21 protein-coding genes, 1 tRNA gene and 1 pseudogene are annotated in these 23269 nt (G+C 70.4%); 8 read left to right on the top strand and 15 right to left on the bottom strand.

All coding sequences use genetic code 11. The annotated features are described in order from the left end of the window. Positions 1–80: 80 nt before the first annotated feature. From clpB to dnaK, 5 genes are read right to left on the bottom strand one after another with little or no spacing between them, the layout of a single operon-like run. Positions 81–2702 (bottom strand): ATP-dependent chaperone ClpB, encoded by a 2622-nt coding sequence (clpB, locus tag VFW71_09235; protein HEU5002948.1) that lies wholly within the window; start codon positions 2700–2702, stop codon positions 81–83. A gap of 54 nt (positions 2703–2756) precedes the next feature. Further along, positions 2757–3251 (bottom strand): helix-turn-helix transcriptional regulator, encoded by a 495-nt coding sequence (locus VFW71_09230; protein HEU5002947.1) that lies wholly within the window; start codon positions 3249–3251, stop codon positions 2757–2759. A gap of 5 nt (positions 3252–3256) precedes the next feature. Next, a complete protein-coding gene (locus VFW71_09225) occupies positions 3257–4258 on the bottom strand; it encodes a DnaJ C-terminal domain-containing protein (GenBank protein HEU5002946.1) in 1002 nt (333 codons plus the stop codon). Positions 4259–4287: 29 nt separating this feature from the next. Further along, positions 4288–4920 (bottom strand): nucleotide exchange factor GrpE, encoded by a 633-nt coding sequence (locus VFW71_09220; GenBank protein HEU5002945.1) that lies wholly within the window; start codon positions 4918–4920, stop codon positions 4288–4290. A 57-nt stretch (positions 4921–4977) separates the two neighbouring features. After that, the gene (gene dnaK / locus VFW71_09215) at positions 4978–6834 is read right to left on the bottom strand and encodes a molecular chaperone DnaK (protein HEU5002944.1); all 1857 of its coding nucleotides are present in this window, start codon (positions 6832–6834) and stop codon (positions 4978–4980) included. A gap of 254 nt (positions 6835–7088) precedes the next feature. On the opposite strand from dnaK, the gene VFW71_09210 reads away from it, so the two are divergent. From VFW71_09210 to VFW71_09200, 3 genes are all read left to right on the top strand, one after another. Continuing rightward, positions 7089–7448, top strand: a complete 360-nt coding sequence (locus tag VFW71_09210) for a hypothetical protein (protein ID HEU5002943.1) — start codon at positions 7089–7091, stop codon at positions 7446–7448. A gap of 174 nt (positions 7449–7622) precedes the next feature. Beyond that, positions 7623–9638: a (Fe-S)-binding protein gene (locus VFW71_09205; GenBank protein ID HEU5002942.1), complete on the top strand. Its 2016-nt coding sequence runs from the start codon at positions 7623–7625 to the stop codon at positions 9636–9638. 15 nt (positions 9639–9653) lie between these two features. Further along, positions 9654–9724 (top strand) — tRNA-Gly (locus VFW71_09200). 373 nt (positions 9725–10097) lie between these two features. Here the strand turns inward: VFW71_09200 and VFW71_09195 are convergent. Both VFW71_09195 and VFW71_09190 read right to left on the bottom strand, forming a co-directional pair. After that, positions 10098–10913, bottom strand: coding sequence for a xanthine dehydrogenase (locus VFW71_09195; protein HEU5002941.1), 816 nt, complete (start codon positions 10911–10913; stop codon positions 10098–10100). Then, complete coding sequence (locus VFW71_09190) at positions 10910–11581, bottom strand: ATP-dependent Clp protease proteolytic subunit (protein HEU5002940.1); 672 nt, start codon at positions 11579–11581, stop codon at positions 10910–10912. Before VFW71_09190 ends, VFW71_09195 begins: the two co-directional genes overlap by 4 nt. A gap of 102 nt (positions 11582–11683) precedes the next feature. Here VFW71_09190 and VFW71_09185 point away from each other — a divergent pair, with 102 nt between their 5' ends. From VFW71_09185 to VFW71_09175, 3 genes are read left to right on the top strand one after another with little or no spacing between them, the layout of a single operon-like run. Continuing rightward, complete coding sequence (locus VFW71_09185; GenBank protein HEU5002939.1) at positions 11684–12166, top strand: SRPBCC domain-containing protein; 483 nt, start codon at positions 11684–11686, stop codon at positions 12164–12166. Between the two features lie 3 nt (positions 12167–12169). Beyond that, complete coding sequence (locus VFW71_09180; protein ID HEU5002938.1) at positions 12170–12514, top strand: metalloregulator ArsR/SmtB family transcription factor; 345 nt, start codon at positions 12170–12172, stop codon at positions 12512–12514. Positions 12515–12568: 54 nt separating this feature from the next. After that, positions 12569–14971, top strand: coding sequence for an FtsX-like permease family protein (locus VFW71_09175; protein ID HEU5002937.1), 2403 nt, complete (start codon positions 12569–12571; stop codon positions 14969–14971). 7 nt (positions 14972–14978) lie between these two features. Here VFW71_09175 and VFW71_09170 read toward each other — a convergent pair whose 3' ends face one another. Genes VFW71_09170 through VFW71_09160 form a run of 3 tightly spaced genes read right to left on the bottom strand, consistent with a single transcriptional unit; the run spans position 14979 to position 16966 of the window. Next, a complete protein-coding gene (locus tag VFW71_09170; GenBank protein ID HEU5002936.1) occupies positions 14979–15764 on the bottom strand; it encodes an enoyl-CoA hydratase-related protein in 786 nt (261 codons plus the stop codon). Between the two features lie 56 nt (positions 15765–15820). Then, positions 15821–16576, bottom strand: a complete 756-nt coding sequence (locus VFW71_09165; GenBank protein HEU5002935.1) for a sulfite exporter TauE/SafE family protein — start codon at positions 16574–16576, stop codon at positions 15821–15823. A 27-nt stretch (positions 16577–16603) separates the two neighbouring features. Then, positions 16604–16966, bottom strand: a complete 363-nt coding sequence (locus tag VFW71_09160) for a DUF6572 domain-containing protein (GenBank protein ID HEU5002934.1) — start codon at positions 16964–16966, stop codon at positions 16604–16606. Between the two features lie 82 nt (positions 16967–17048). Between VFW71_09160 and VFW71_09155 the strand changes: the two genes are divergently transcribed. Both VFW71_09155 and VFW71_09150 read left to right on the top strand, forming a co-directional pair. Beyond that, positions 17049–17639 carry a sigma-70 family RNA polymerase sigma factor gene (locus tag VFW71_09155; GenBank protein ID HEU5002933.1) on the top strand — a complete coding sequence of 197 codons (591 nt, stop codon included), beginning with the start codon at positions 17049–17051 and terminating at the stop codon, positions 17637–17639. Then, entirely contained in the window at positions 17636–18676 is a 1041-nt protein-coding gene (locus VFW71_09150; protein HEU5002932.1) for a hypothetical protein, read from the top strand. Before VFW71_09155 ends, VFW71_09150 begins: the two co-directional genes overlap by 4 nt. Positions 18677–18841: 165 nt before the next feature. Here VFW71_09150 and dnaB read toward each other — a convergent pair whose 3' ends face one another. The 5 genes and pseudogenes from dnaB to rpsF form a co-directional block, all read right to left on the bottom strand. After that, positions 18842–21244 (bottom strand): replicative DNA helicase, encoded by a 2403-nt coding sequence (gene dnaB / locus VFW71_09145; GenBank protein HEU5002931.1) that lies wholly within the window; start codon positions 21242–21244, stop codon positions 18842–18844. A gap of 350 nt (positions 21245–21594) precedes the next feature. After that, positions 21595–22044 carry a 50S ribosomal protein L9 gene (gene rplI / locus VFW71_09140; protein ID HEU5002930.1) on the bottom strand — a complete coding sequence of 150 codons (450 nt, stop codon included), beginning with the start codon at positions 22042–22044 and terminating at the stop codon, positions 21595–21597. Continuing rightward, positions 22041–22244 (bottom strand): annotated as a pseudogene (gene rpsR, locus VFW71_09135) (30S ribosomal protein S18). The gene rplI and the pseudogene rpsR overlap by 4 nt, the downstream one beginning before the upstream one ends. Positions 22245–22308: 64 nt before the next feature. After that, the gene (gene ssb / locus VFW71_09130; protein HEU5002929.1) at positions 22309–22761 is read right to left on the bottom strand and encodes a single-stranded DNA-binding protein; all 453 of its coding nucleotides are present in this window, start codon (positions 22759–22761) and stop codon (positions 22309–22311) included. A 36-nt stretch (positions 22762–22797) separates the two neighbouring features. Then, entirely contained in the window at positions 22798–23079 is a 282-nt protein-coding gene (gene rpsF, locus VFW71_09125) for a 30S ribosomal protein S6 (protein ID HEU5002928.1), read from the bottom strand. Positions 23080–23269: the final 190 nt, after the last annotated feature.

The following is a 23269-nucleotide window of genomic DNA, read 5'->3' as shown; positions in this document are numbered from 1 at the left end:
CTTTGCCGCGGCTATGCCAACATCGCATGAGCACCCCATGACCATCGCTTCAGTTGCGGTCGAGCCCGGTTCGGCGCCGCTCAGGGGGCGGCGCCGACGGGGGCCTCCTGCCTGCGGAAGGTCAGGGTCCCGTCGGGGCCGAGATCGACCTCCACGGTGTCCCCCTCGGTGTAGCCGCCCTGCAGCAGCGACATCGAGATCTGGTCGGCCAGCTCCTTGGCGATCAGGCGGCGCAGCGGCCGGGCGCCGAAGGCCGGGTCGTACCCCCGGTGCGCCAGGTACGCCCGGGCCGGGGGCGTCACCTCGAGACCGATCCGGCGCTGGGCCATGCGCCGGGCCAGCCAGCCGAGCTGGATGTCGACGATGGCCCCGAGCTGGTCCTCGGAGAGGCGCCGGAACACGACGATCTCGTCCACCCGGTTCAGGAACTCGGGCTTGAAGGTCTCCCGCACGGCTTCCATCACCTTCTCGGACATGTGCTCGTCGTCCCTGCCCTCGTTGGTCAGGCTCAGGATCCAACCCGACCCCACGTTCGAGGTCATGATCAGGATGGTGTTGCGGAAATCCACCGTGCGCCCCTGGCCGTCGGTCATGCGGCCGTCGTCCATGACCTGGAGGAGCACGTTGAAGACGTCGGGGTGGGCCTTCTCGATCTCGTCCAGCAGGACCACGGCGTAGGGCCGGCGGCGCACCGCCTCGGTGAGCTGGCCGCCCTCGTCGTAGCCGACGTAGCCCGGCGGGGCGCCGTAGAGCCGGGACACCGTGTGCTTCTCCATGTACTCGCTCATGTCCAGGCGGATCACCGCCCGCTCGTCATCAAAGAGGAACTCCGCCAGCGCCCGGGCGAGCTCGGTCTTGCCGACGCCCGTCGGGCCGAGGAACAGGAAGGAGCCGATGGGCCGGTTGGGGTCCGCCAGGCCCGCCCGGGACCGCCGGATGGCGTTCGCCACCGCGGACACCGCCTGGTCCTGGCCGATGACCCGGGTGTGCAGGGCGTCCTCCATGCGGACCAGCTTCTGCAGCTCGCCCTCCAGCAGCCGGGACACCGGGATGCCGGTCCAGCGGGCGACCACCTCAGCGATGTCCTCCTCGTCCACCTCCTCCTTCAGCATCTTGTTGCCTGCCTGGAGCTGGTTCAGGGCGGCGTTGGCCTCCTGGAGGTCCTTCTCCAGCTCCACCAGGCGCCCGTAGCGCAACTCGGCGGCCTTGCCGAGGTCGCCCTCCCGCTCGGCCTGCTCGGCGGCCGCCTTGGCGCTGTCCATGTCCGCCTTGATGGTCCGGATGCGGCCGATGGCATCCTTCTCCAGCTGCCAGTGCGCCTTGAGCCCGGAGGACTCCTCGGTCAGGCGGGCCAGCTCCTCCTCCAGCCGGGCGAGCCGCTCCTTCGACGGGGCGTCGGTCTCCTTGCGCAGCGCGGCGCGTTCGATCTCGAGCTGCTTGCGCCGACGCTCCACCACGTCGATCTCCATCGGCATCGAGTCGATCTCGATGCGCAGGCGGCTGGCGGCCTCGTCGATGAGGTCGATGGCCTTGTCGGGCAGGAAGCGCCCGGTGACGTAGCGGTCGGAGAGTATGGCGGCCGCCACCAGGGCGGCGTCCTGGATGCGCACGCCGTGGTGGACCTCGTAGCGTTCCTTCAGGCCGCGCAGGATGGCGATGGTGTCCTCCACCGACGGCGGGTTCACCATCACGGGCTGGAAGCGGCGCTCCAGGGCGGGGTCCTTCTCGATGTGCTTGCGGTACTCATCGAGCGTGGTAGCGCCGATCATGCGCAGCTCGCCCCGGGCCAGCATGGGCTTGATCATGTTGCCGGCGTCCACCGCGCCCTCGGCGCCGCCGGCACCCACGATGGTGTGCAACTCGTCCACGAACGTGATGACCTCGCCGTGGGAGTCGACGATCTCCTTCAGTACCGCCTTCATCCGCTCCTCGAACTCGCCCCGGTACTTGGAGCCGGCCACCATCGAGCCGATGTCCAGGGCCATGATCCGCTTGTCCCGCAACGACTCGGGGATGTCCCCGTCCACGATCCGCCGGGCGATGCCCTCGACGATGGCGGTCTTGCCCACCCCCGGCTCGCCGATGAGCACCGGGTTGTTCTTGGTGCGCCGGGACAGCACCTGCATGACCCGGCGGATCTCGTCGTCCCGGCCGATGACCGGGTCCAGCTTGCCCTTGCGGGCCAGGTCGGTCAGGTCCCGGCCGAAGCGCTCGAGGGCCTGGTAGGTGCTCTCGGGGTCCTGCGAGGTCACGCGCTGGGTGCCCCGGATCTCCACCAGGGCGGCCAGCAGGCGGTCGCGGGTGATGTCGAACTCGGCGAACACCGGGCCGAGCCGGGTGGACCCGGCGGTCTCGACCAGGCCCAGGAGCAGGTGCTCGGTGGAGACGTACTCGTCGGTCAGCTTCTCGGCCTCGGTGAAGGCGCGGTCCAGCACCTTGGACAGCGCCGGGCCGATGCGGGCCTCGCCGCCGCCGCCGTACACCTTGGGGATGCGGGCGAGCAGGGCATCCACCCGCTCCCGGAGCGTGGTGGGCACCGCCCCGAGGCGCTGCACGACGCCGAAGACGACGCCCTCGGGCGAGGAGAGCAGGGCGTGGAGCAGGTGCTCGGGCTCGATGATCTGGTGGTTGCGTTGGGTGGCCAGCGCCTGGGCGGCGGCGAGCGCCTCCTGCGAGCGTCGGGTCAGTTTGTTGAGGTCCATCTCGGCATCAGCCTCCTTGAATACTCCTTGAATACCTTGCGCTTCCGTGGCTTCTCAGCCCCGGGCTCCGGGGCCCGCGCGGGGCGCGGACCGAGGTCCGGCGCGCAGTTCATAGATGTTGCGGACATCGTCGAGCCGGGCGAGGACGCCCCAGTGCGGCCGGGTGGGCCGGCCCGCCGGTGGGCGCTCCTCGGCGGCCTCCGCCACTGCCTGGCGGCGGGCGTCGAGGTTGCGCTGCATCTCATCGAGGCGGCGCTGCATCTCCATGATGATGCGCACCCCGGCGAGGTTGACCCCCTCCTGGGTGAGGCGCTGGATCTGGCGCAGCCGCTCGACGTCCCGCTCGGAGTACCGCCGGCTGTTGCCTGGGGTGCGCTTCGGGGACAGGAGGCCCTTGCGTTCGTAGATGCGCAGGGTCTGGGGGTGCACCCCGGCCAGGTCGGCCGCCACGCTGATCACGTACACCGCCCGCTCGGAGTAGGGCTCGGAGTAGGGCTCGGCGAAGTCGCTGGACAGCCTGCCGTCCGGGTCGTAGCCGCCGGCACCCATTGCCCTCACCTCCCCTCGGGGGTGGGTTGGGCGAGGTGGTCGCGGGGGTTCTCGGGCACCGCCGTGGCGAAGGCCTCGAGGGCCTCCCGGGCTTCCCGGCTGAGCTTCTGCGGCACGACCAGTGTGGCGGTGACCAGCAGGTCGCCCTTCTGGCCCTCGCCCCCGCCCCCCTTGCCCCGGATGCGGAAGGTCCGGCCGTGCTGGGTGCCCGCCGGCACCTTGAGGGTGACCGGGGGGCCGTCGAGCGTCGGCACCGCGACCTCGGCCCCCAGGGCCGCCTCCGGGAAGGTGATCGGCAGGTTCAGCGTCAGGTCCTTGCCTTTGCGGCCGAAGATCGGGTGGGTCACGACGCCGACGGTCACGTACAGGTCGCCGGGCTTGCCGCCGTTGCTGGACGGGCTGCCCTTGCCGGTCACCTTGATCCGGGCGCCATCTTGGACACCGGCGGGGATCCGCACCTTGAGGGTGCGCTGCTTGCCCGTCCCCGGTTCGGTGAGCTTCAGGTTGGCCAGCGTGCCATCGAGGGCTTCCCGGAAGGTGAGGACGATGTCGGTCTCCAGGTCGCGGCCCTTGGTGGCGCCGCCCACCCGGCTGAAGATCGACGAGAAGATGTCGTCGGTGGCCTGCCCGCCCCCACCGCGGCCCCCACCCCCGAAGGTGGTCCCGAAGATGTCGCCCAGGTCACCCAGGTCCTCGACCCGGATGCGCCGGCCTCCGCCGGCCCCGCCCGGACTGCCCCAGCCGCCGCCCGGGAACCCGCCGAAGCCCGAGCTGACCATCTCCCGGAAGTCGTCGTACTCCTTGCGGCTCTTGGTGTCGGTCAGGACGTCGGCGGCGTGGGAGACCTCCTTGAACTTCTCCTCGGCGCCCTTGTCGCCCGGGTTGGCGTCCGGGTGGTACTTCTGGGCCAGCTTGCGGTAGGCCTTCTTGATCTCGGTTTCGCTCGCGGTCTTCGGCACGCCGAGGGTGGCGTAGTAATCCTTCTCTGCCCACTCGCGCTCTGGCATGTCCGTCTCCCCCGGCTCCGTGCGCCGGCCTAGCGTGCCACCTTGACCATCGCCGGGCGCAGCACCCGGCCCTTGAACGTGTAACCCGTGCGCAGCTCCTCGGCGACATACGGTTCGCCCCGGCCGTCGCCGTCCACCTCGAGGGCGGCCTCGTGCAGGTTGGGGTCGAAGGACTTGCCCCGGGCATCGATGCGCTCGAGGCCCTCGGAACCCAGCACCTCCTTCAGCTCGCCGAAGACCATCTCGATGCCCTTCAGCATGCGCTCGAAGTCCCGGGTTCCCTCGGCCGAGGCGACCGCCAGCTCGAAGCTGTCCAGCACCGGCAGGAGCCGGAACGCCAGCCCCGCCGCCGCCCGCTCGACCAGCCCGGTCTGCTCCTTCACGATGCGCTTGCGGTAGTTGTCGAACTCCGCCTTGAGGCGCTGCAGATCCTCCAGGTGGCCCGCCGCCTCCGCCTGGGCGGCGGCCAGCTGCGCGCCGGTGTCCGGCACCGCCGGCTCGGGGGTCGCGCTCTCCGGCTCCGGCGCCCCGCCGCCTGCGCTGGGCGCGGGCGCGGTGCGCACCGCCTCGACCGGGCGGCTGCCTTCGGGGTTGACCCGGCGGCGGTCACGGATGGTGACCTGCCGGGGTGGCCCTTCGGGTGGGGTCCTCTGCTCATCCATGTCGTATCAGTCCTCCTCTTTGGCTCGGGTCGGGGGCGCTGGGGGCGGCTCGGGGGCCTAAGCCCCGGAGCCACCCTCCTCCACGATCTCGGCGTCGACGACGTCGTCGTCCGACCCGCTGGCCGACTGGGCGCCGCCCGCCCCGCCGGAGGCGGTGCCCCCGGCGGCGGACTGGCTGGTCTGGTAGATCTGCTCGGCGAGCTTGTGGCTGGCCGACACCAGGGCATCGGATGCCGAGCGGATACGGGCGACGTCGTCGGTCTTCAGGGCGTCCTTGACCTCGCCGAGGGCCTGCTCGACCGCCCGCCGGTCAGCGTCGGACAGCTTGGAGCCGTGCTCCTTCAGGGTCTTCTCGGTCTGGTAGGCGAGGTTGTCGGCCATGTTGCGGGCCTCCGCCGTTTCGCGGCGCCGCTTGTCCTCCTCGGCGAAGCGCTCGGCCTCCCGCATCATCTTCTCCATCTCGTCCTTGGGGAGCGCCGTGCCACCGGTGATGGTCATGGCCTGCTCCTTGCCGGTGCCGAGGTCCTTGGCCGCCACGTGCACGATGCCGTTGGCGTCGATGTCGAAGGTGACCTCAATCTGCGGCATGCCCCGTGGGGCTGCCGGGATGCCGACCAGCTGGAACCGCCCCAGCGTCCGGGCGCCGGGCGAGTACACCGTCTCGGCCTCGCCCTGCAGCACGTGGACCTCCACCGAAGGCTGGTTGTCCTCGGCGGTCGAGAAGACCTCGGACTTCTTCGTCGGGATGGTGGTGTTGCGCTCGATGAGCTTGGTGAAGATGCCGCCCTTGGTCTCGATGCCGAGCGACAGGGGCGTGACGTCGAGGAGCAGGACGTCTTTGACCTCGCCCTTCAGCACGCCGGCCTGGAGGGCGGCACCGATGGCCACGACCTCGTCCGGGTTGACGCCCTTGTGGGGCTCCTTGCCCCCGGTCAGCGACTTGACCAGCTCGACCACCATCGGCATCCGGGTGGAGCCGCCCACGAGGATGACGTGGTCGATCCCCGACACCGGCTTGTCCCAGTCCTTGACCGCCTGCAGGAACGGGTCCTTGCAGCGGGCAACGAGGTCCTCGGTCAGCTGCTCGAAGGCCGAGCGGGTCAGCTTCATCTCGAAGTGCAGCGGTCCGGCCGCGGTGGCGGTCAGGAAGGGCAGGTTGATGGTGCTCTCCTGGGCCTGGCTGAGCTCGATCTTGGCCTTCTCGGCGGCCTCCTTCAGGCGCTGCAGGGCCATCCGGTCACCGGAGAGGTCCACGCCGTGCTGGTTCTTCACTTCCTTGAGGAGGTGGTCGATGATGCGCTGGTCCCAGTCGTCACCGCCCAGGTGGGTGTCACCGGAGGTGGCCTTGACCTCGAAGACGCCATCACCGATCTCCAGCAGCGAGACGTCGAACGTGCCGCCGCCGAGGTCGAAGACCAGGATGGTCTGGTCCGTGGACTTGTCGAGACCGTAGGCGAGGGATGCCGCCGTGGGCTCGTTGATGATGCGCAGCACCTCGAGCCCGGCGATCTGGCCGGCTTCCTTGGTGGCCTGGCGCTGGGCGTCGTTGAAGTAGGCCGGGACGGTGATGACCGCCTGGACAATCTTGTCGCCCAGGTAGGCCTCGGCGTCCCGCTTCAGCTTCATGAGGATCTGGGCGGAGATCTCCTGGGGGGTCCACCGCTTGCCGTCCACCGAGGTGGACCAGTCGGTGCCCATCTCGCGCTTGATGGAGCGGAAGGTGCGGTCCGGGTTCGTGATCGCCTGGCGCTTGGCCACCTCGCCGACCAGGATCTCGCCCGACTTGGAGAACGCCACCACCGACGGCGTGGTCCGGTGCCCCTCGGCGTTGGGGATGACGACCGGCTCACCGCCCTCGAGGACAGAGACGACGGAGTTGGTCGTCCCGAGATCGATACCGACAGCCTTTGGCATGGGGATAGTCCTTTCGATTGCTGGTCCGTGTCTGGGTTTGGCGCTGCTCGAGCTGCTGGCACTGCTGGAACTGGTCTCCAGAGTAGGACTTGAGTGCCAGGCTGTCAACTTTTCTGATGGTGATCGGTACCAGCGGTGCCGGTCGGGGCGGGAGGGCTGGCGGCCGGGCCGGCTGGGCGGGCTGGCGTGGTATCCCATCGCCCTGACTTAGTAGGCTACGCGAGCAGATATCGGGTAGCCGGAGCCGGGAGGGGGTGGGCATCAACCTTCGCGACGTCGAGACCGAACTTGCTCGGGTCGAGCAGCGCCTGCACACGCTCCAGCAGGCGTCGCGCACCTCGCTCGGGCAGTCGAACATGGGCGCCCAGCAGGTCCGGGACATGAATGCCCGGCTGAAGCAGCTCCAGGATGCCCCGAAGAATGCCTTTGGCCGGACCACCCGGGCGGCGGCCGCCGAGATCGAGTCGCTGAAGCAGGAGATGAAGACCCGCTCTGCAGCGGTGGACGCCACCCTGAAGGAACTGCAGAGCCAGTCGGCCGAGGCCCGGGACCTGGCCAAGCGCCAGCAGGAGCTCTCGACCCTGCGGGCGCAGATCATCAGCCGCGGAGGCTGAGCCTCCGGCGTCTTCCGCAGGCGGCTTCGGGGAAAATCTCCTCCCGCGACGCGGCTGTGAGTGTTTGGGGGTGCTGGAGGGACCTCACCACTCACAGACTTCAAATTTCGACAAATTGACGGCCCGCTGACCGGCAGCTAACCGGCGGCGGCCGCTGAACCGTAGGATCTCGGGGTGGTCACCAAAGTCCTCATGACGCTGGCCATCGCCGCCGGGCTGGGCCTCGCCGGGCGCCGGGCGTGGCAACTCGTCTCCTACCTGCGCCTCGGGCGTCCGGAGCCCCGCCTCGACCACCTGGGGGCCCGCGTCCGCCGGGAGCTGGCGGTGGTCCTCGGACAGGAGAAACTGCTGCAGTGGCCTGCCCCCGGCCTCATGCACGCCTTCATCTTCTGGGGCTTCCTCGTGCTGTTCACCACCATCGTCGAGGCCTTCGGCTCCGCCTATTCGGCCCACTTCGCCTTGCCGGTGATCGGGCACTGGGGGGCGCTGGCCGCTGTGCAGGACACCTTCGTCGCTCTCGTGCTGCTGGGCGTGGTGACCGCCGTGGTCATCCGCAAAGTCGTGCGGCCGGGCCGGTTCCGGGGCTCCCACCTGGGCGAGGCCGACCGGATCCTGCTGGCGATCACCGGGATCATGGTCTCGATCCTCGGCCTGCGGGCCACTGGCATCGCCCGCCACCAGTTCCCGTACCCGGCCCGGGCCGCCTACCTCGGCAATCTCGTCGCCCGGCATGTCTTCAGCGGGCTGACGCCGGCGGCGCTGCACAATTGGAACACCGCCCTGCTGTGGGTCCACTCCCTGCTGGTGCTCGGCTTCCTGGTGTACCTCGGCTACTCGAAGCACCTCCACATCGTCACGGCCCCCTTCAACGTGTTCTTCTCCTCCCGGGCCAGCCGGCCCCGGGGCGCCCTCAAGGTCCCGGACATCGACTTCGAGAACATGGCCGACGACGACGTCATCGGGGCGGCGACGGTCACCGACTTGTCGTGGAAGCAGCTGCTCGACACCGTCACCTGCACGGAATGCGGCCGCTGCCAGGCGGAGTGCCCGGCGTGGAACACCGGCAAGCCGCTGTCGCCCAAGCTCCTGGTGATGGAGCTCCGCGACCACCTGCTGGAGACCGGGCCGGCCCTCGTGGCCGCAGCGCACGGCGGGCCGGCGGTCGAGAAGACGCCGCTCAACCCAGGGGTGATCGACGACGAGGTGGTGTGGGACTGCACGACCTGCGGGGCGTGCGTGTACAACTGCCCGGTCGATATCGAGCACATCGACCACATCATCGATCTGCGGCGCAACCTGGTGATGATGGAGGCCCGGTTCCCCAAGGAGATGGGGGGGGCGCTCCGGAACCTCGAGAACTCGGGCAACCCCTGGGGGCTCCCGGCCCGGGCGCGCCTGGATTGGACGGCCGGCCTCGACGTAGCGGTGGTGGGCAAGGACGTCCAGCCTGGCGAGTTCGATGTCCTGTACTGGGTGGGCTGCGCCGGGGCCTTCGACGACCGCAACAAGCGGGTGGTCCGGGCCTTCGCCCGGCTGATGCAGCGGGCCGGCGTGCGCTTCGCCATCCTCGGCCCGGGGGAAGGGTGCAACGGGGACCCGGCCCGCCGCTTGGGCCACGAGTACCTCTACCAGTCCATGGCCAAGGCCAACATCGAAACGCTGGAGGCCAACCAGGTGACCAGGATCGTCACCGCCTGCCCGCACTGCTTCAACACCTTGAGCCGCGAGTACCCGCAGTTCGGCGGGAACTACCAGGTGCGCCATCACAGCGAGTTCCTCGCCGAGCTGGTGGCGGAGGGGAAGCTGCCCATCGAGCGGGACTACCTGCGCAGCGTGGCCTACCACGACCCGTGCTACGCCGCCCGCCACAACGACATCCTGGCGGCCCCCCGCAGCATCCTCGGCAGCGCCGGCGCGCCCTGCAAGGAGCTCCACCGCCACGGCCGGCACACCTTCTGCTGCGGGGCGGGCGGGGGCCGGATGTGGATGGAGGAGCGGGTGGGCAAGAAGGTCAACCTGGACCGGGTGGACGAGGCGCTGGCCGTGGGCACCGACGTCATCGGGGTCGGCTGCCCGTTCTGCCACATCATGCTGGGCGACGGAGTCACCGAGCGGGGCGCCGACGGCCAGGTGGAGGTCAGGGATCTGGCCGAGATCCTCGAGGAGGTTGTGTCGGCGGCCGAAGGCTAGAATGAGTCCGAACGTGCGGATGTAGTTCAATGGTAGAACGGAAGCTTCCCAAGCTTCAGGCGGGGGTTCGATTCCCCTCATCCGCTCTCATCTGGTCCAAACCCGGTCAAATCGTGGAGTTGACTGCCGCGGTAACTAGCCGGCATCCCCCAAGTTGACTATGAAGAAATGGTCATGACGCGCCATGTTCAAGGGGAGGTTCTGGGCCGAAACTATGTATAGCTCGACGGTCGGTTGGAAGACACGGGCCGGGTCAAGGTCAGGAACTCTGCCCGAACCCCCCCGGGATCCGCTTCCCGGCTCGCCTCACCGGCCGTCTCGCCGCAGTGCCGTCTCCCCCCGGCGGCCATGCGGCCCTGAACGAGCGCTCGCCACCCACCCCCCCGGGGTGGCAGCGCGCCCGGGTGCAAGACGGAACCCGCAACCTAGTTCTAGTCCGGCCCGACCAGGCCCGGCAGGCTACGAGTCGGGCCAGCCCTCGATGGCCGCCCGGACCCCCCGGGCGATCGCCCCCGGGCGCTCGCCGATCCCCCGCACGAAGGCCGGATCCCCCCGCGGGTCGACCTCGATGCACTTGGTGCCGGCGGCAATGGTCACCCCGTCGTGCACCAGCCCCCGCAGGATCCCGGGCAGTGGGGCGACGAGCTCGGCGCCGTCCAGCGTGGCGATGACCTCCCCGGCCTCCACGACCTCGGCGATGTTGTGCCCGGTGCGGAAAACGCCGCCCGCCGGGGCGTAGACGAAGCGGTCCCGGGCGTGCCCGCCGTAGGTGCGCGGCTCCCCGGCCAGGTCCAGCGAGCGCCCGGCGGTGATGACGGTGCCGAGTTGGTCGCCCCAGCTGGTCTCGATGACCAGGTCGGTGGTCTGCCCGGCGACAAAGTTGGGCCCCACACCGATGGTGAGCGGGGCGAGGCCGATCTGGGCCTGCGGGGTTGCCCGCTTGCGCATGCGGGCGTCCACCAGCACTGCAGCCGGGACGGCGGCCAGGACCGCCTCCAGGTCCGCAACGCAGACGGGCACCCAGGCGCGGCCGGCCAGGGCGGCCACCAGACCGGCCGGATCGTCGACCCGGCGGGCCTCGACGCCCTCCAGGGTGGCCGATCCGTCGAAGACGGCGTCGGTGAACGCCATGCCCCGCCGGGGCGCCGAGGGGGATGGGCCGTCGTGGATGACCACGCGGTACCCCGAGCTGAAGAGACGGTGGGCGATGGCGGAGCCCACGTCGCCACTGCCCCGCACGATGACTGCGCCCGGTCCGTCCAGCCTCACCTTCATGGGGCGAGGCTACCGAACCCGCCCGCCAAGCCTGCGCCCGCCCGGCCCGCCGCGGCACCCCCCAGGCGGGCACGCTTGGCCGCCCGGGCCTCGGCGACCCGGTCGATGAGTCCGTAGCCGACCGCCTGCTCCGGGGTCATGATGAAGTCGCGGTCGGTGTCGGCCGAGATCTGCTCCACCGCCTTGCCGGTGTGCTGGGCCAGGATCTCGTCCACCAGGCGGCGCTGGCGCAGGATCTCCCGGGCGTGGATCTCGATGTCCACCGCCTGCCCGCCCACCTGGCCGTGCGGCTGGTGGATCAGGATGCTGGCGTGCGGCAGGGCGAAGCGCTTCCCGGCTGCCCCGCCGGCGAGCACCACTGCCGCCGCCGAGGCGGCGAAGCCGACGCACCACGTCGAGACGTCGCATGCCACCATCTGCATGGTGTCGTAGATCGCCAGCATCGCCGAGACCGACCCCCCGGGCGAGTTGACGTACAGGTTGATGTCCCGGTCGGCGTCCTCCGACTCGAGGTGCAGGAGCTGGGCCGTGACGATGTTGGCCACCCCGTCGTCGATCTGGGTGCCCAGGAACACGATGCGCTCGGAGAGCAGGCGGGAGTAGATGTCGTAGGCCCGCTCCCCCCGCAGCGTAGTTTCGACGACCATCGGGACCAGGTATTCACTCATGCGTGCGGGCCTCCTCGTGCATATACTGCAACTGGTTGGTTGCGAGTGTAGCCCGCCCGTGGCCGAAGACGCAACTGAATGATTGCACAGGGAGGGTCGGAGATGGATGCCAGAGCTAAGGTCGAGCGCCGGGTGGTCTTTACTGCGGGGACCTGGGAGGTGTGGGCCGCACTGACCCGTCCCGAAAAGCTCTCCGAGTGGTTCGGCGAGGAGGTCGTCACCCTCGATCTGCGCCCGGGCGGGCGGCTGGTCTTCCGGGACGCCGCCGGGCACCTCCGGCGGGCGATCATCGAGGTGGTGGACGCCCCCGAGCGCTTCGCCTTCCGCTGGCTCCCCGCGCCGGTGGCGCCCGGGGGCCAGGCACCCGAGCGCATCCCCGGGTCACGGGTGGAGTTCCTGGTCCGGCCCGAGGAGGGCGGGACGTCCCTCACCGTGGTCGAGACCCCGGCGGTGGCCCTGCCCGCCCCGGGGGAGATGCTGCCCGTCCCGGGACCGATCGTCCTGGCCCCGCCGCCGGCCATGGTGGATCCCTACGGGCTGCCCCGCCGGCACTGGGAGCCACCGACGATCACGATGCTGGGCTAGTCCGTGACCGACCCCGATGCCGTCTTCAGCGCGCTCGCCGATCCCACCCGGCGGGAGGTGCTGCGCTGCCTGTCGCAACGCCCGTCGATGACCGCCACCGAGCTCGCCGGCGTGCTGCCGATCTCCCGGCAGGCCATCGCCAAGCATTTGGCCGAGCTGGCCGGGGCGCACCTGGTGGCGGGCGAGCGGGTCGGGCGGGAAAACCGCTTCCGCCTCACCCCGGCCCCCATGGCCGAGGCGGTCACCTGGATGGCCTCGGTGGGGGCGGAGTGGGACGGACGCCTGGCGCGCCTCGGCACCCAGCTCGGCGCCGGGTTAGCTGAGGCGGGGGGGCAACCACCCGCCTAGACCCCCGGCTGGCACCCTTGGCGTCGCAGCCTCTCCTGTGCCTCAATACGGGGCGTGAGCGCAGTGTGGATGGTGACCCAGGCGGAGCTCCGCCGGCGGTGGCGCTCCTGGCTGGCGCTCGCCGTACTGGTGGCCGGTATCGGGGGCCTGGTCCTGGCCACCGCCGCCGCCGGCTGGCGCACCGCCTCGGCATTCCCGCGGTACCTGAGCACCTACGGCTTCGACTCCTTCGTCTACGCCGGCCAGCCTCTGGATCTTGCCTCACTCCCGGAGGTCCGTGCCGTCGTCACCCTGGACGGGCCGGCGAGCGGCGACCCCCGCTGTGCCTGCACTGGCCACTTGACCGGCTCCACGCTCGGGTTGCTGGAGGTGTCCACGGCCGCCCTGCCGCACTTCGCCAAGCTGGTGTCCGGGCGCTTCGCCAACCCGGTGGCGGCGGACGAGGTGGTCGCTTCGTATACGCTGCAGCACGACTTCGGGCTGCACCTGGGCAGCGTCGTCTCCGTGCCTCTCTTCTCGGCCGCTCAGGGTCAGGCGGCCTTCGGCAGCACCGACCAGCCCCCGGCCGGGCCCACGGTGTCGCTGCGGATCGTGGGCTTCGAGGCCTCGGAGCCGGATTTCCCTTCGGTGGGGACACCGAACTACACCCTCCTGCTCACCCCGGCCTTCGGCCGGGCGTTCAATGCCCAGACCTTCCTGTTCCGGGGCTACGCCGTGCACCTGCGCCGGGGCGCCGCCGACCTTCCCCGGCTGGACAGCGACATCCGGGCGGTGGCCGCGGGCACCGGGAGCCAGGAGAGCGCGACATCGGTGACGTCGGCCATCCACCCCCAGGCGGTCGGCTGGTGGGTGCTCGCCGTGTTCATCGGGCTGGCGGGCACAGCGGCCGCCGGCCAGGCCCTCCGGCGCCAGGCGATCAGCGAATCGGTGACCAACCGGACCCTCTGGGCAGTGGGCCTGGGGCCCGGCGAGCTGCGGGGCATCGCCCTGGCCCGCACGCTGGCGATCGGGGTCGCGGGCGCGGTGGGAGCGGTCATCCTCGCCGCGGTCCTATCGCCCCTGGCCCCGCTGGGGGAGGCCCGGGTGGCCGATCCCTCGCCCGGGTTCGCCGTCAACCTGTCCGTGCTCGGCCTCGGGGCGGCCGCGATCGTGGTGTTGGTGGCGCTGGTGGCGCTCCTGGCGTCGGCCTTCACCCGGCAGCCGTGGCGGGCGGTGGCAGCCGAGCAGCCCCGGCCCTCCCGGATCGTCGGGGTCCTGGCCGCCTGGCGGCTGCCTGCCAGCGCGCTGATCGGCATCCGCCGGGCGGTCGAGCGGGGGCACGGGGAACAGGCGGTCCCGGTGGGCAACGCCCTGGTGGGCACCGCGGTGGCGGTGGCGGCGCTGTGCGGTACAGCGGTGTTCGGCGCCAGCCTCGGCCACCTGGTGGCGACGCCGCCCTTGTACGGCCAGGCGTTCTCGATGTGGTTCAACAGCACCGGGACCGGACCGGACGCGGCCGCCCCGATCCTGGCCGGCCTCCACCAGGACCCCACGGTGCGCCGGGTCACGCTCGGTGTGTCGGGGGCGGTGGAGATCAACGGAGTCGCCACCGACGCCATCGCCGGGCAGCCCATCCAGGGCCCGCTGCTGATCTCGTCGGTCCAGGGCCGCGTTCCCGGCCAGGCCGGGGAGGTGGCGCTGGGGAGCAAGACGCTGCACCAGGCGCACGCCCAGCTGGGATCCTCGGTCAAGGTCACCGTCTCGCTCCCGGGCGGCGGGTCCCGGACCTCGATGTTCCGGGTGGTGGGTATCGCCGCCTTCCCACCCGACTTCGGTGTGGTGGGGCTGAACCGGGGTGCCATCTTCGACATCGATGGCCTCGTTGCCGCCGAGTGCGGGTCCGGGCCCGCCGCCCAGGGCTGCGCCGACCAGGTCCGCCAGCAGCTGGACTACGTGGTCCTGGCCGGGTTCGCCCCCACCGCCGCGGGCCGGGCGGCGGTGGCCCGCTACGTGCAGCAGTACCCCCAGATCGCGAGCCTGCCGCAGCCGCCCACCAACCTGGTCAACTTCGGCCAGGCGGTGAACTTCCCGCTCATCGTCGGCCTGGTGGTGGCTCTCTTCAGCGCCACCACCGTCATCCACGTCCTGGTCGTGAGCGTCGCCCGGCGCCGGCGGGAGCTGGGGCTGCTCAAGACCCTGGGCCTCCTGCGCCACCAGGTGGTGGCCGCGGTGTGCTGGCAGGCGTGCACGGTGGCTGCGGTGGGCATCGTGGTGGGGGTCCCGCTGGGGATCGCCGCCGGGCGGGAGGTGTGGCGGGCATTCGCCACCAACCTCGGCGTGGTCGCGGTGCCGGTCGTGCCCGTGGTGACGGTGGTGGGTCTGTGCGCCGCAGTGGTGGTCGGGGCCAACCTTCTGGCGGCCGGCCCGGCGGCGGTGTCGGCCCGGGCCCGGCCCGCCTCGATCCTGCGCAGCGAGTAGCTGCTTCCTACTGGCCCCCGAAGTTCGGCGGCCGGTCCTGCAGGAAGGCCCGGATGGCCTCGTCGACGTCGGGGGAGGAGAACATCTCGGTCTGGTCCTTGCCCTCCCGGCGCAGCACCCCCTCGAAGGGGGTCGAGAACGAGTCATTCAACGCCCGTTTCATGCGGGCCATCGCCTCCTGGGGTCCGGCGGCGAGCTTGGCCGCCAGCTCCCGGGCGGCCTTCGGGAGGTCCCCGGCGGGCACCACCCGGTTGGCGATCCCGATCTCGTAGGCCCGGGCGGCCCCGATGGCCTCGCCCAGCAGGGCCAGCTCCTTCGCCCGGTGCAGGCCGACGGAGCGGGGCAGCGTGAAGGTGCCGCTCATATCCATCACCAGGCCCCGGCGGACGAAGAGCTCGGAGAAGTGGGCGTCGTCGGCCATGACCACCAGATCGCACGCCATGGCCAGGCTCGCCCCGCCCCCTGCGGCGTGGCCCGCCACCGCGGCCACCCCCGGTTTCGGGCAGTAGACCACCGCGGTCACCATGCGTTCGATGCGGGTCATGCGCGCCGCCATTGCCTCCGGGGAGGTGGGCAGCTCGTCGAAGGCGGTGAGATCGAGGCCGGAGCAGAAATGGCCCCCGGCACCGGTCAGGATGAAGGCGCGCACCCGGGGGCTGCCGGCGATGTACTCGAAGGCCGCTTCGAGCTCGTCGAACATCCGGGCGTTGAGGGCGTTGCGCTTGGCCGGCCGGTTGAGGGTGATGGTGGCGACACCGCCGTCCTCGGCCAGAAGCAGGGTCTCGCTGGGCATGGCTCACCAATCCTACGGACCCGGCGGGCGCGGCGCCCCGGGAGCCGGGCGCCGGCTCAGACCAGGCGCACGACGGCGATGATGCCGACCGCCACCACCAGGATGCGCAGGGCCAGGGCGGGGAGGCGTCGCCCGGCTTTGGCGCCGATCTGGCCACCGATGGTCGAGCCGACCGCCAGCAGCAGGGCGGGGCGCCAGGCGATGTGCGCGGCGAAGAGGAACAGGATCGCCGCCACCCCGTTGATGATCGCCGCCAGGATGTTCTTGAGGCCGTTGATCCGCTGCAGGCTGTCGGGCAGGGAGAGGCCCATGATGCCGATCAGCATCACCCCCTGGGCGGCACCGAAGTACCCCCCGTAGACGCCGGTGGCGTAGACGCCGGCAATGAGCGCCAGGCTGCCGTCGGGGTGGGGCGCCCGCCGGGCCGGCCGCCGGGCCATGCGCCGGGCGATGGCCGGCTGGGCTATCACCAGCACGCAGGCGAGGGCGATGAGGGCCGGGACGATGTCCTTGAAGGCCGCCGCCGGGAGCACCAGGAGCAGCAGCCCGCCGGTCAGCCCGCCCAACCCGGCGGCGATGCCCAGCCGCCGCGCCCGCCTGCCCTGCCCCACCAGCTCCGTGCGGTACCCGACCGCCCCGGAGACCGACCCGGGCACCAGGCCGATGGTGTTGGACACGTTGGCCACCACCGGCGGGAAGTGGAAGGCGAGCAGGGTGGGGAAGGTGATCAGGGTGCCCGAGCCCACGATGGTGTTGATGGTCCCGGCGGCGATGCCGGTGCCGAAGACGGCCAGCTCCTCCAGCCCCGTCATCGACCGGTCATCAAAAGGGGGGTGGGGCTAGCGCTTCGGGGCTGGCCGCTTGACCGCGACGACCACTTCGCCGCCCTGCTTCTTGGACTCTTCGTTGGCCCGCCCGAGGAACTGTTTGGTCTTGGGGTCGGGCTCCCCCGTCGTCTCGACGACGATCCGCCAGGGGAGGTGGGCGTAGTCGGGGTAGTTCCGGGCGAGGGTGCCGTAGATGGCGAAGCCCACGTAGGTCTGCCACTTCTCCTGGAGGGCAAGGATCTGCCGGGTGGAGCCCTCCCAGGCCTTGTCGTGCACGATGATCAGCTCGATGGCGTCCTCGTTCGGGGTGAGGCGCACCATGTCGATCATCGTCGGGTCGTCGAGGCCCTTGGGTTGGGGCTGGGGCTGGGTCATGGAGCCACTGTAGCGGGCGTGGTTGCCGGCGCCGCTGCCGGGGAAGAACTAGTCCTTTCGGGCTATATCCCTGGACGACCAAGTGCCCGATGACAAGAGCGTGGCGAGAACTGGCACGGCGGTAGGCGAGAGCTTCCCGACGGTCCTGGCTGCGGCGCGCACCGGCGCCGGATGGGCCTGGACCGCGCTGTACCGCGATCTCTCACCCCTGGTGCTGGGCTACCTGCGCAGCCGGGGGGCCCGGGAACCGGAGGACCTCACCGGCGAGGTCTTCCTGCAGGTCGCCCGGGATCTGCCGAGCTTCTCGGGCGGGGAGGATGAGTTCCGCTCCTGGGTTGTTGTGATCGCCCACCACCGCCTCCTGGACGAGCGCCGCTACTACGCCCGCCGACCCGCCGACCCGCAGCCCGGGGAGGTCCTGGCCGGGTACGGCGATACCGGCGATGTCGAGGATGAGGCGTTGCGCAACCTCGACGTCCTGCGGGTCCGGCGCCTGCTGGCGCAGGTGACCGACGACCAGCGGGAGGTGCTGATGCTGCGCATCGTGGGCGGCTTGACCGTCGAGGAGGTCGCCCGGGCGGTGGGCAAGCGCCCGAACACGGTCAAGGCGCTGCAGCGCCGGGGCCTGGCGGCAGTGAAGCGGGCGATCTCGCTGGAGATGGCAACCCTATGAGCGAGGACGGCGCTGACTTCCCCGAGATGAGAGACCGCCCCAACCTCAGCGACAACCTCAGCGACAAGGATCTCGACCGACTCCTCGCCGGCAAGACGCCGGAGGGAGCGGACCCGCTGGACCGAGAGCTGGGGAACTTCGCCCGCGACGTGCGGGCGGCGTTCTGCGAAGCGCCCGACCCTGAGGTCGAGCGCCAGCACATCGCCGCGGCTGTGGCGGCTTCTCGCCTCACGACCGATCCAGCTCGGGAGCCGGCAGTGGTGCCGGCTGCGGGTCCCTGGTGGCGGAGAGCGCCGGGGGCCTCCGGGCAACCGAAGTGGAGGAGGAGAACCGTGTTCAGTTCCCTGTTTGCATCCCTGACCGCAAAGATCCTGACCGTGGCCCTGGCTGCGGCGGCGGCCACCGGCGGCCTGGCAGCCGCGGGAAGCCTGCCCGGCCCGGCCCAGCAGGCGGTGGCCGACGCAGCATCGACCATCGGCATCACGCTGCCGACCCCGCATCACGACGCCGTGACCGTGACGGCGGAGGGCGACCAGGACGGCCAGGGCGTCTCCGGGACCGTCGGCGTCAGCGGCACCATGAAGGGCGACGACGACCATGAGGTCTCCGGCACCGTCAACGGTGACGATGTCTCGGGTACCGCCACGGCGGCCGTCAACCACGGCAACTGCGTGTCGTTCGCTGCCCACGCCGCTTCTACCCTCGGCCTGAAGGGCAGCCAGAAGGGGCAGTTCGTGTCCTTCGTGGCCCAGGACGCCAGCGCGGTCTCGGCGAAGGTGGCTGAGGGCGGGACGCCGGATGCGGCCTGCCAGGTGGCTCTGGTGGCGGCGAAGGCGGCGGTGGGCGCCACGGCCAACGGCAAGCACCACGATGACGGCGTGACCGGGACTGTGACGCCTGCCAAGGGCGATGACCAGGGTGAGAACGCTGGGGACCAGGGCGAGAACCAGAAGGGCGACAAGGACGACCACGGCGTGACCCCCACGGTGACGTCGACGCCGACGGCCGAGCACGGCTCGGGGCACGAGGGGTCGTAGCGGTTCGGCAGGGCCGCAGGCCCTGGCTCGGGCGCAGCGGAAACTTGTGGAAACGGCCGTCAATATGGCGGCTCAATCCACAAGTTTCCGCCGCCCGGCCTGCCGTTCGCCCGGCGAGGCAGGGCGGTACTTCAGGCGGTGCTCGGGCTAAAGACTTAAATGCCGCTACATCCCCCGGGCCAGGTTGGCGAACTTGGTGTAGTGCTCCAGGAAGGTGAGCTCGACCTTGCCGATCGGGCCGCTGCGGTGCTTGGAGATGTGGAGCTCCGCGATGCCCCGCTGCGGCGAGTCGGGATGGTAGACTTCGTCCCGGTAGATGAACATAACCAAATCGGCATCCTGTTCTATCGAGCCCGACTCCCGTAGATCGGCAAGTAGGGGCCGCTTGTCCGCTCTGTACTCCACGTTCCGGGAGAGCTGCGACAGGGCTACCACCGGGACGTTCAGCTCCCGGGCCAGGATCTTGAGGGACCGGGAGATCTCGGAGACCTCCTGCACCCGGTTGTCGGTCCGTTTCAGGGGTGCCATCAGCTGGAGGTAGTCGATGATCACCAGGCCCAGCCCGGTCTTCGACGCCACCCGCCGGCACTTGGCCCGCATCTCCATGATGGTGACGTTGGGCGTGTCGTCGATGAAGATCGGGGCCTCGGCCAGGCGGCCGAGGGCGAGCGACAACTTCGGCCAGTCCGAGTCCTGCAGCGCCCCCTTGCGCAGCCGGTTGGAGTCCACCCGGGCCTCGGAGCACATGAGGCGCTGGACCAGCTCCATTTTCGACATCTCGAGCGAGAAGATGACCACTGGGACCTGGTCGTTGGTGGCCACGTGCTGGGCGATCGACAGGGCCAGCGCGCTGTTGTGCGTAGGGATCATCGAACGCCCCGCCAGGTAGAGGTGGTTCGGCGAGTCCACCTGGATGCAGCGCACAGGGACGGCTGGCACGGGCTGGATGGCGACGATGCAGCGGTGACCCGGGCGGCCGCCAGCGTGGGCGGCCGGGAAGGCGGCCAGGGCGTCGGCCTTGCGGGGCAGGCGGAACACCGGGTCGAGCGGCTCCCAGCGCATGCCGCCTGCCTGGACCGGCCCCGGCCGGTGCCCCAGCGAGCAGGCGAGCTCCCGGGCATCGCTGAGCAGCCCGCCAGCCCTGAGGCGCAATTCGACGCCCTCGACCCCGTCGGGCCCGGCGGTGTCCCCGGCGGTGTCCCCGGCGGTGTCCATGAGGCCCTGCAGCAGCGCCAGGCGCTGCTTGAAGGAGCTGCGGAGGTAGGCCGCCGGGATCCGGTGCGGGCCCGGCCCGCTCAGGCCCAGTGACGCCAGCTCGGCCGCCAGGAGCCGGCACTCGCCCCCCTGGGCCACCAGGATCCCCGAGGCGCGCATCGGGCTGGTCCCGAGCACGAAGCAGCCATGCAGCGGCGAGTCCAGGCAGTAGCCGGCGGCCTCGAACTCGCCGACGAAGTGCGCCCGGTCGGCGGGCGAACCGGCGTCGCCGGCGGCGTGCCGGTCCCCCAGCCAGCACCCGAGGACGTAGGGGTCCACCGCGAGGGTGGCCTCGGGGAGATCGAGGGGCTCGGCGAGGGGGACGATCCAACGGCTGGCCGGCTGTCCTGCGGCGTCCACCCGGACTCCCTCGGCTGCCAGGTGCTCCGTGCTGGCCACCCGCGGCCCCCTGCCGCCCTCCCAGGCTGCACGGTCCCAGACGAGCCACTGGTGGCCGGCGTCGGCGACGAGGGTGTCCCCGTCGTCGAAAGACACCTCGTAGCACGCGTGGTCGGTGTAGACCTCGGAGACGTGGTCGACGCGGCAGGGACGCCCGGCCTCGTCGAAGACCGTGTCCCCGGCCGCCAGCGTCCCCATCGGCGTCCATCCGCTGGGGGTGGGGATGGGGGTGGTGAGGGCGAGAGCTTTGCCCATGGAGGGGCGGGCGGCGACGATGATGAGGTTGGAGGGCTGGAAGCCGGCCGTAAGTTCGTCCAGGTCGTTGAAGCCGGTGGCCACCCCGGTGATGGCCGAGCCCCGCTCGTACAGCTTCTCGACCAGCTCCATGTTCTCCGTCAGCAGGTCCTTCAGGGCGGCGAGGTCCTCGGAGACCCGCCGGTTGGAGACCTGGTAGACGAGATCCTCGGCCTGGTCCACCGCCTCCTCGACGTCCTCGGGCAGGGCAAAGGCGAGGTCGTTGATCTGCTGCGAGGCGTCGATCAGCCGCCGGAGGGTGGCGTTCTCCTGCACGATGCGGGCGTAGTGGGCCACGGATCCCGGCGTGGGCACCGACGAGACGAGGGTGAAGAGGTAGGGCCTGCCGCCGAACTCGTCGAGATTGCCCTGGCGCTTCAGCTCCTCGCCCAGGGTCACGGCGTCCAGGGGTTCGCCCCGGGCGTAAAGGTCCATCATGAGGCGGAACATCTCGACGTGCGCCGGCTTGTAGAAGTCCTCGGGGCTCAGGGTCTCGATGGCGGTGGCAATGGCCTGCCGGGACAGCAGGCAGGCCCCGAGAACCGATTCCTCGGCCTCGAGGTTGTGCGGCGGGACCCGGTTGGGCGGACCCGACTCCGTCACCCTCAGGCGGGTGGCCATGCCGAGCCTCCCCGTTGGACGTGGCTGGAACATGTGTTCGCAACTGTACCAGCTCGGTGTGACAAAAGGTGTCTGGATCCCGCTGTGCATCCACAGGTTCCAGAGGTCTGTACACAGGCCGCCAACATGTTTCCCCCCATTTTGTCCACAATATGTTGTGGAGTTTTTGCCGAAAGCCACAACATATGGCCCCGACTATAGGGCAGGGGATGCGTGGCCAGTCAAGCCGGGAAGTGTTGGCGCATGCCGAGCGGCTCTGGGACCGGGGGGCGGCAGACGGTTCCCGCGCGGTCGATAAACGGAACCGCCGCCCGAGGAGGGCGGCGGCGACGGCGAAACCCGGACGGCCGTCAGCTGATCGCCACGACCTCCACCGAGCCGGCCACCGTCAGGTCCGGCCGCAGGTGCACGGCGTACTCGTGCACCCCCAGGCTCCGGATGGGGGTGGGCACGGTGATCTTCCGGCGGTCGATGGGCTCGCTGAGCGCGGCGCCGAGGGCCTCGGAGATGTCCGACGTGGTGACCGAGCCGAACAGCTGCCCGTCCTCGCCGGCCCTCGCCGGGATCTTGAGCACCAAGCCGCCGATGGATGCGGCCAGGGCTTCGGCAGTGGCCCGCTCCCGACGCTCCCGCTCCACCCGCGCCCGGCGCATGTCCTGGGCCTGGCGCACGACGCCCTTGCTGGCGGTGAGGGCGAGGTTCTGGGGCAGCAGGTAGTTGCGCGCGTAGCCGGGGGCCACCTCGACGATGTCGCCCTTGTGGCCCAGGCGGCCGATGTCGGCGTTGAGGACGACCTTCATCGGATCATGTACGGCAGCAGCGACACCTCGCGGGCGCTCTTGACCGCCCGGGCGACTTCCCGCTGGTGTTGCGAGCACGTGCCGGTGACCCTCCGGGCGCGGATCTTGCCGCGGTCGGAGACGAACCGGCGCAGCATGACCACGTCCTTGAAGTCAACGTAGGTCACCTTGTCTCGGCAGAAATGACAAACCTTCTTGCGCTGCGGGCGGGCCGACTTCTGCGACTTTGCAGAGCCGGCCCCCCGCGAATCCTTGCGCGTGTCTTTACGGGGCAGCGTGCACCTCCTGGGGATAGGACCCGGACATCGATCCGGCTGACGAATCCGACGCCTGGGGCTCGGTGTGCCACTCGCCGGGACCCCCGCGGTCGGGCTTGACGATGGTGGCGGAGGCCCAGCGCAGTGAGGGGCCGATCTCGTCCGCCTCGATCTCGACGGTGCTGCGCTTGTCGCCGCCCTCGGTCTCCCAGGTGCGGGCCTGCAGGCGCCCGCTGACGATGACCCGGGAGCCGACCTTGAGCGACTCGGCGACGTTCTCGGCGAGCTGGCGCCAGGCATTGACGGTGAAGAAGTCCGTCTGCTCGACCTTTTCGCCGTTACGGTTGGTGTAGGAACGGTTGACCGCGACCCCGAACTTCACGACTGCCGCGCCGTTGGGCGTGTAGCGCAACTCCGGGTCCCGTGTGAGGTTGCCCACGATGGTGACTTGATTCGACATCTCCGACCCCTCCTTCGCCGAGGTTGCCCCCGGCTCCTAGGATATCCGGACGATTTTCGCCCGGACATACTCCTCTCCGATCTTGAAGAGGCGGTCGAGCTCTTCGACCAAGGTCGGGTCGGCCTTGAACTTCGCCACGTGGTACATACCTTCGTTGAGATGCCGGATCTCGTATGCGAGGCGGCGCCTGCCCCACGAGTCGATCTTGGTCATCTCGCCCTTGGTAGCCACGAGCTTGCTGAAGCGCTCGAGAGCCTCTTTGGAGGCCGACTCCTCCAAGCGCGGGTCGAGAACGATGACGGCTTCGTAGTCACGCATGTGCGTTTGCCTCCCTGGAACCTGCCGAGAGCTTCCGGGTCGCCGGAAGGTCCGGGCACGGAGGACCACTCGTGAATGAGCAAGTGGAGCAGCCGTGCATCTTACCCTCGCTTGTGCTTGTGCGTCCATCCACGAGTCACTATAGGGAGGGGGTATGACAGTGGCGGCCCGGTTTCTCGAAGTTCGGGAA

The sequence above is a fragment of the Actinomycetota bacterium genome, from assembly GCA_035765775.1.
Classification (GTDB): Bacteria; Actinomycetota; CADDZG01; order JAHWKV01; family JAOPZY01; genus DASTWV01.
Note: the sequence above shows the minus strand (reverse complement) of the source record. Positions and strands in the feature narration are given on the sequence as shown.

Excerpts from the sequence above, each read along its gene's own strand:
- VFW71_09230 (HEU5002947.1), bottom strand. The coding sequence starts at position 3,251 with ATGGGTGCCGGCGGCTACGACCCGGACGGCAGGCTGTCCAGCGACTTC.
- VFW71_09160 (HEU5002934.1), bottom strand. The coding sequence starts at position 16,966 with ATGACCCAGCCCCAGCCCCAACCCAAGGGCCTCGACGACCCGACGATG.
- VFW71_09195 (HEU5002941.1), bottom strand. The coding sequence starts at position 10,913 with ATGAAGGTGAGGCTGGACGGACCGGGCGCAGTCATCGTGCGGGGCAGT.
- VFW71_09225 (HEU5002946.1), bottom strand. The coding sequence starts at position 4,258 with ATGCCAGAGCGCGAGTGGGCAGAGAAGGATTACTACGCCACCCTCGGC.
- rpsF (HEU5002928.1), bottom strand. The coding sequence starts at position 23,079 with ATGCGTGACTACGAAGCCGTCATCGTTCTCGACCCGCGCTTGGAGGAG.
- dnaB (HEU5002931.1), bottom strand. The coding sequence starts at position 21,244 with ATGGCCACCCGCCTGAGGGTGACGGAGTCGGGTCCGCCCAACCGGGTC.
- clpB (HEU5002948.1), bottom strand. The coding sequence starts at position 2,702 with ATGGACCTCAACAAACTGACCCGACGCTCGCAGGAGGCGCTCGCCGCC.
- rplI (HEU5002930.1), bottom strand. The coding sequence starts at position 22,044 with ATGAAGGTCGTCCTCAACGCCGACATCGGCCGCCTGGGCCACAAGGGC.
- VFW71_09185 (HEU5002939.1), top strand. The coding sequence starts at position 11,684 with ATGGATGCCAGAGCTAAGGTCGAGCGCCGGGTGGTCTTTACTGCGGGG.
- VFW71_09170 (HEU5002936.1), bottom strand. The coding sequence starts at position 15,764 with ATGCCCAGCGAGACCCTGCTTCTGGCCGAGGACGGCGGTGTCGCCACC.
- VFW71_09220 (HEU5002945.1), bottom strand. The coding sequence starts at position 4,920 with ATGGATGAGCAGAGGACCCCACCCGAAGGGCCACCCCGGCAGGTCACC.
- VFW71_09150 (HEU5002932.1), top strand. The coding sequence starts at position 17,636 with ATGAGCGAGGACGGCGCTGACTTCCCCGAGATGAGAGACCGCCCCAAC.
- dnaK (HEU5002944.1), bottom strand. The coding sequence starts at position 6,834 with ATGCCAAAGGCTGTCGGTATCGATCTCGGGACGACCAACTCCGTCGTC.
- VFW71_09165 (HEU5002935.1), bottom strand. The coding sequence starts at position 16,576 with ATGACGGGGCTGGAGGAGCTGGCCGTCTTCGGCACCGGCATCGCCGCC.
- VFW71_09190 (HEU5002940.1), bottom strand. The coding sequence starts at position 11,581 with ATGAGTGAATACCTGGTCCCGATGGTCGTCGAAACTACGCTGCGGGGG.
- ssb (HEU5002929.1), bottom strand. The coding sequence starts at position 22,761 with ATGTCGAATCAAGTCACCATCGTGGGCAACCTCACACGGGACCCGGAG.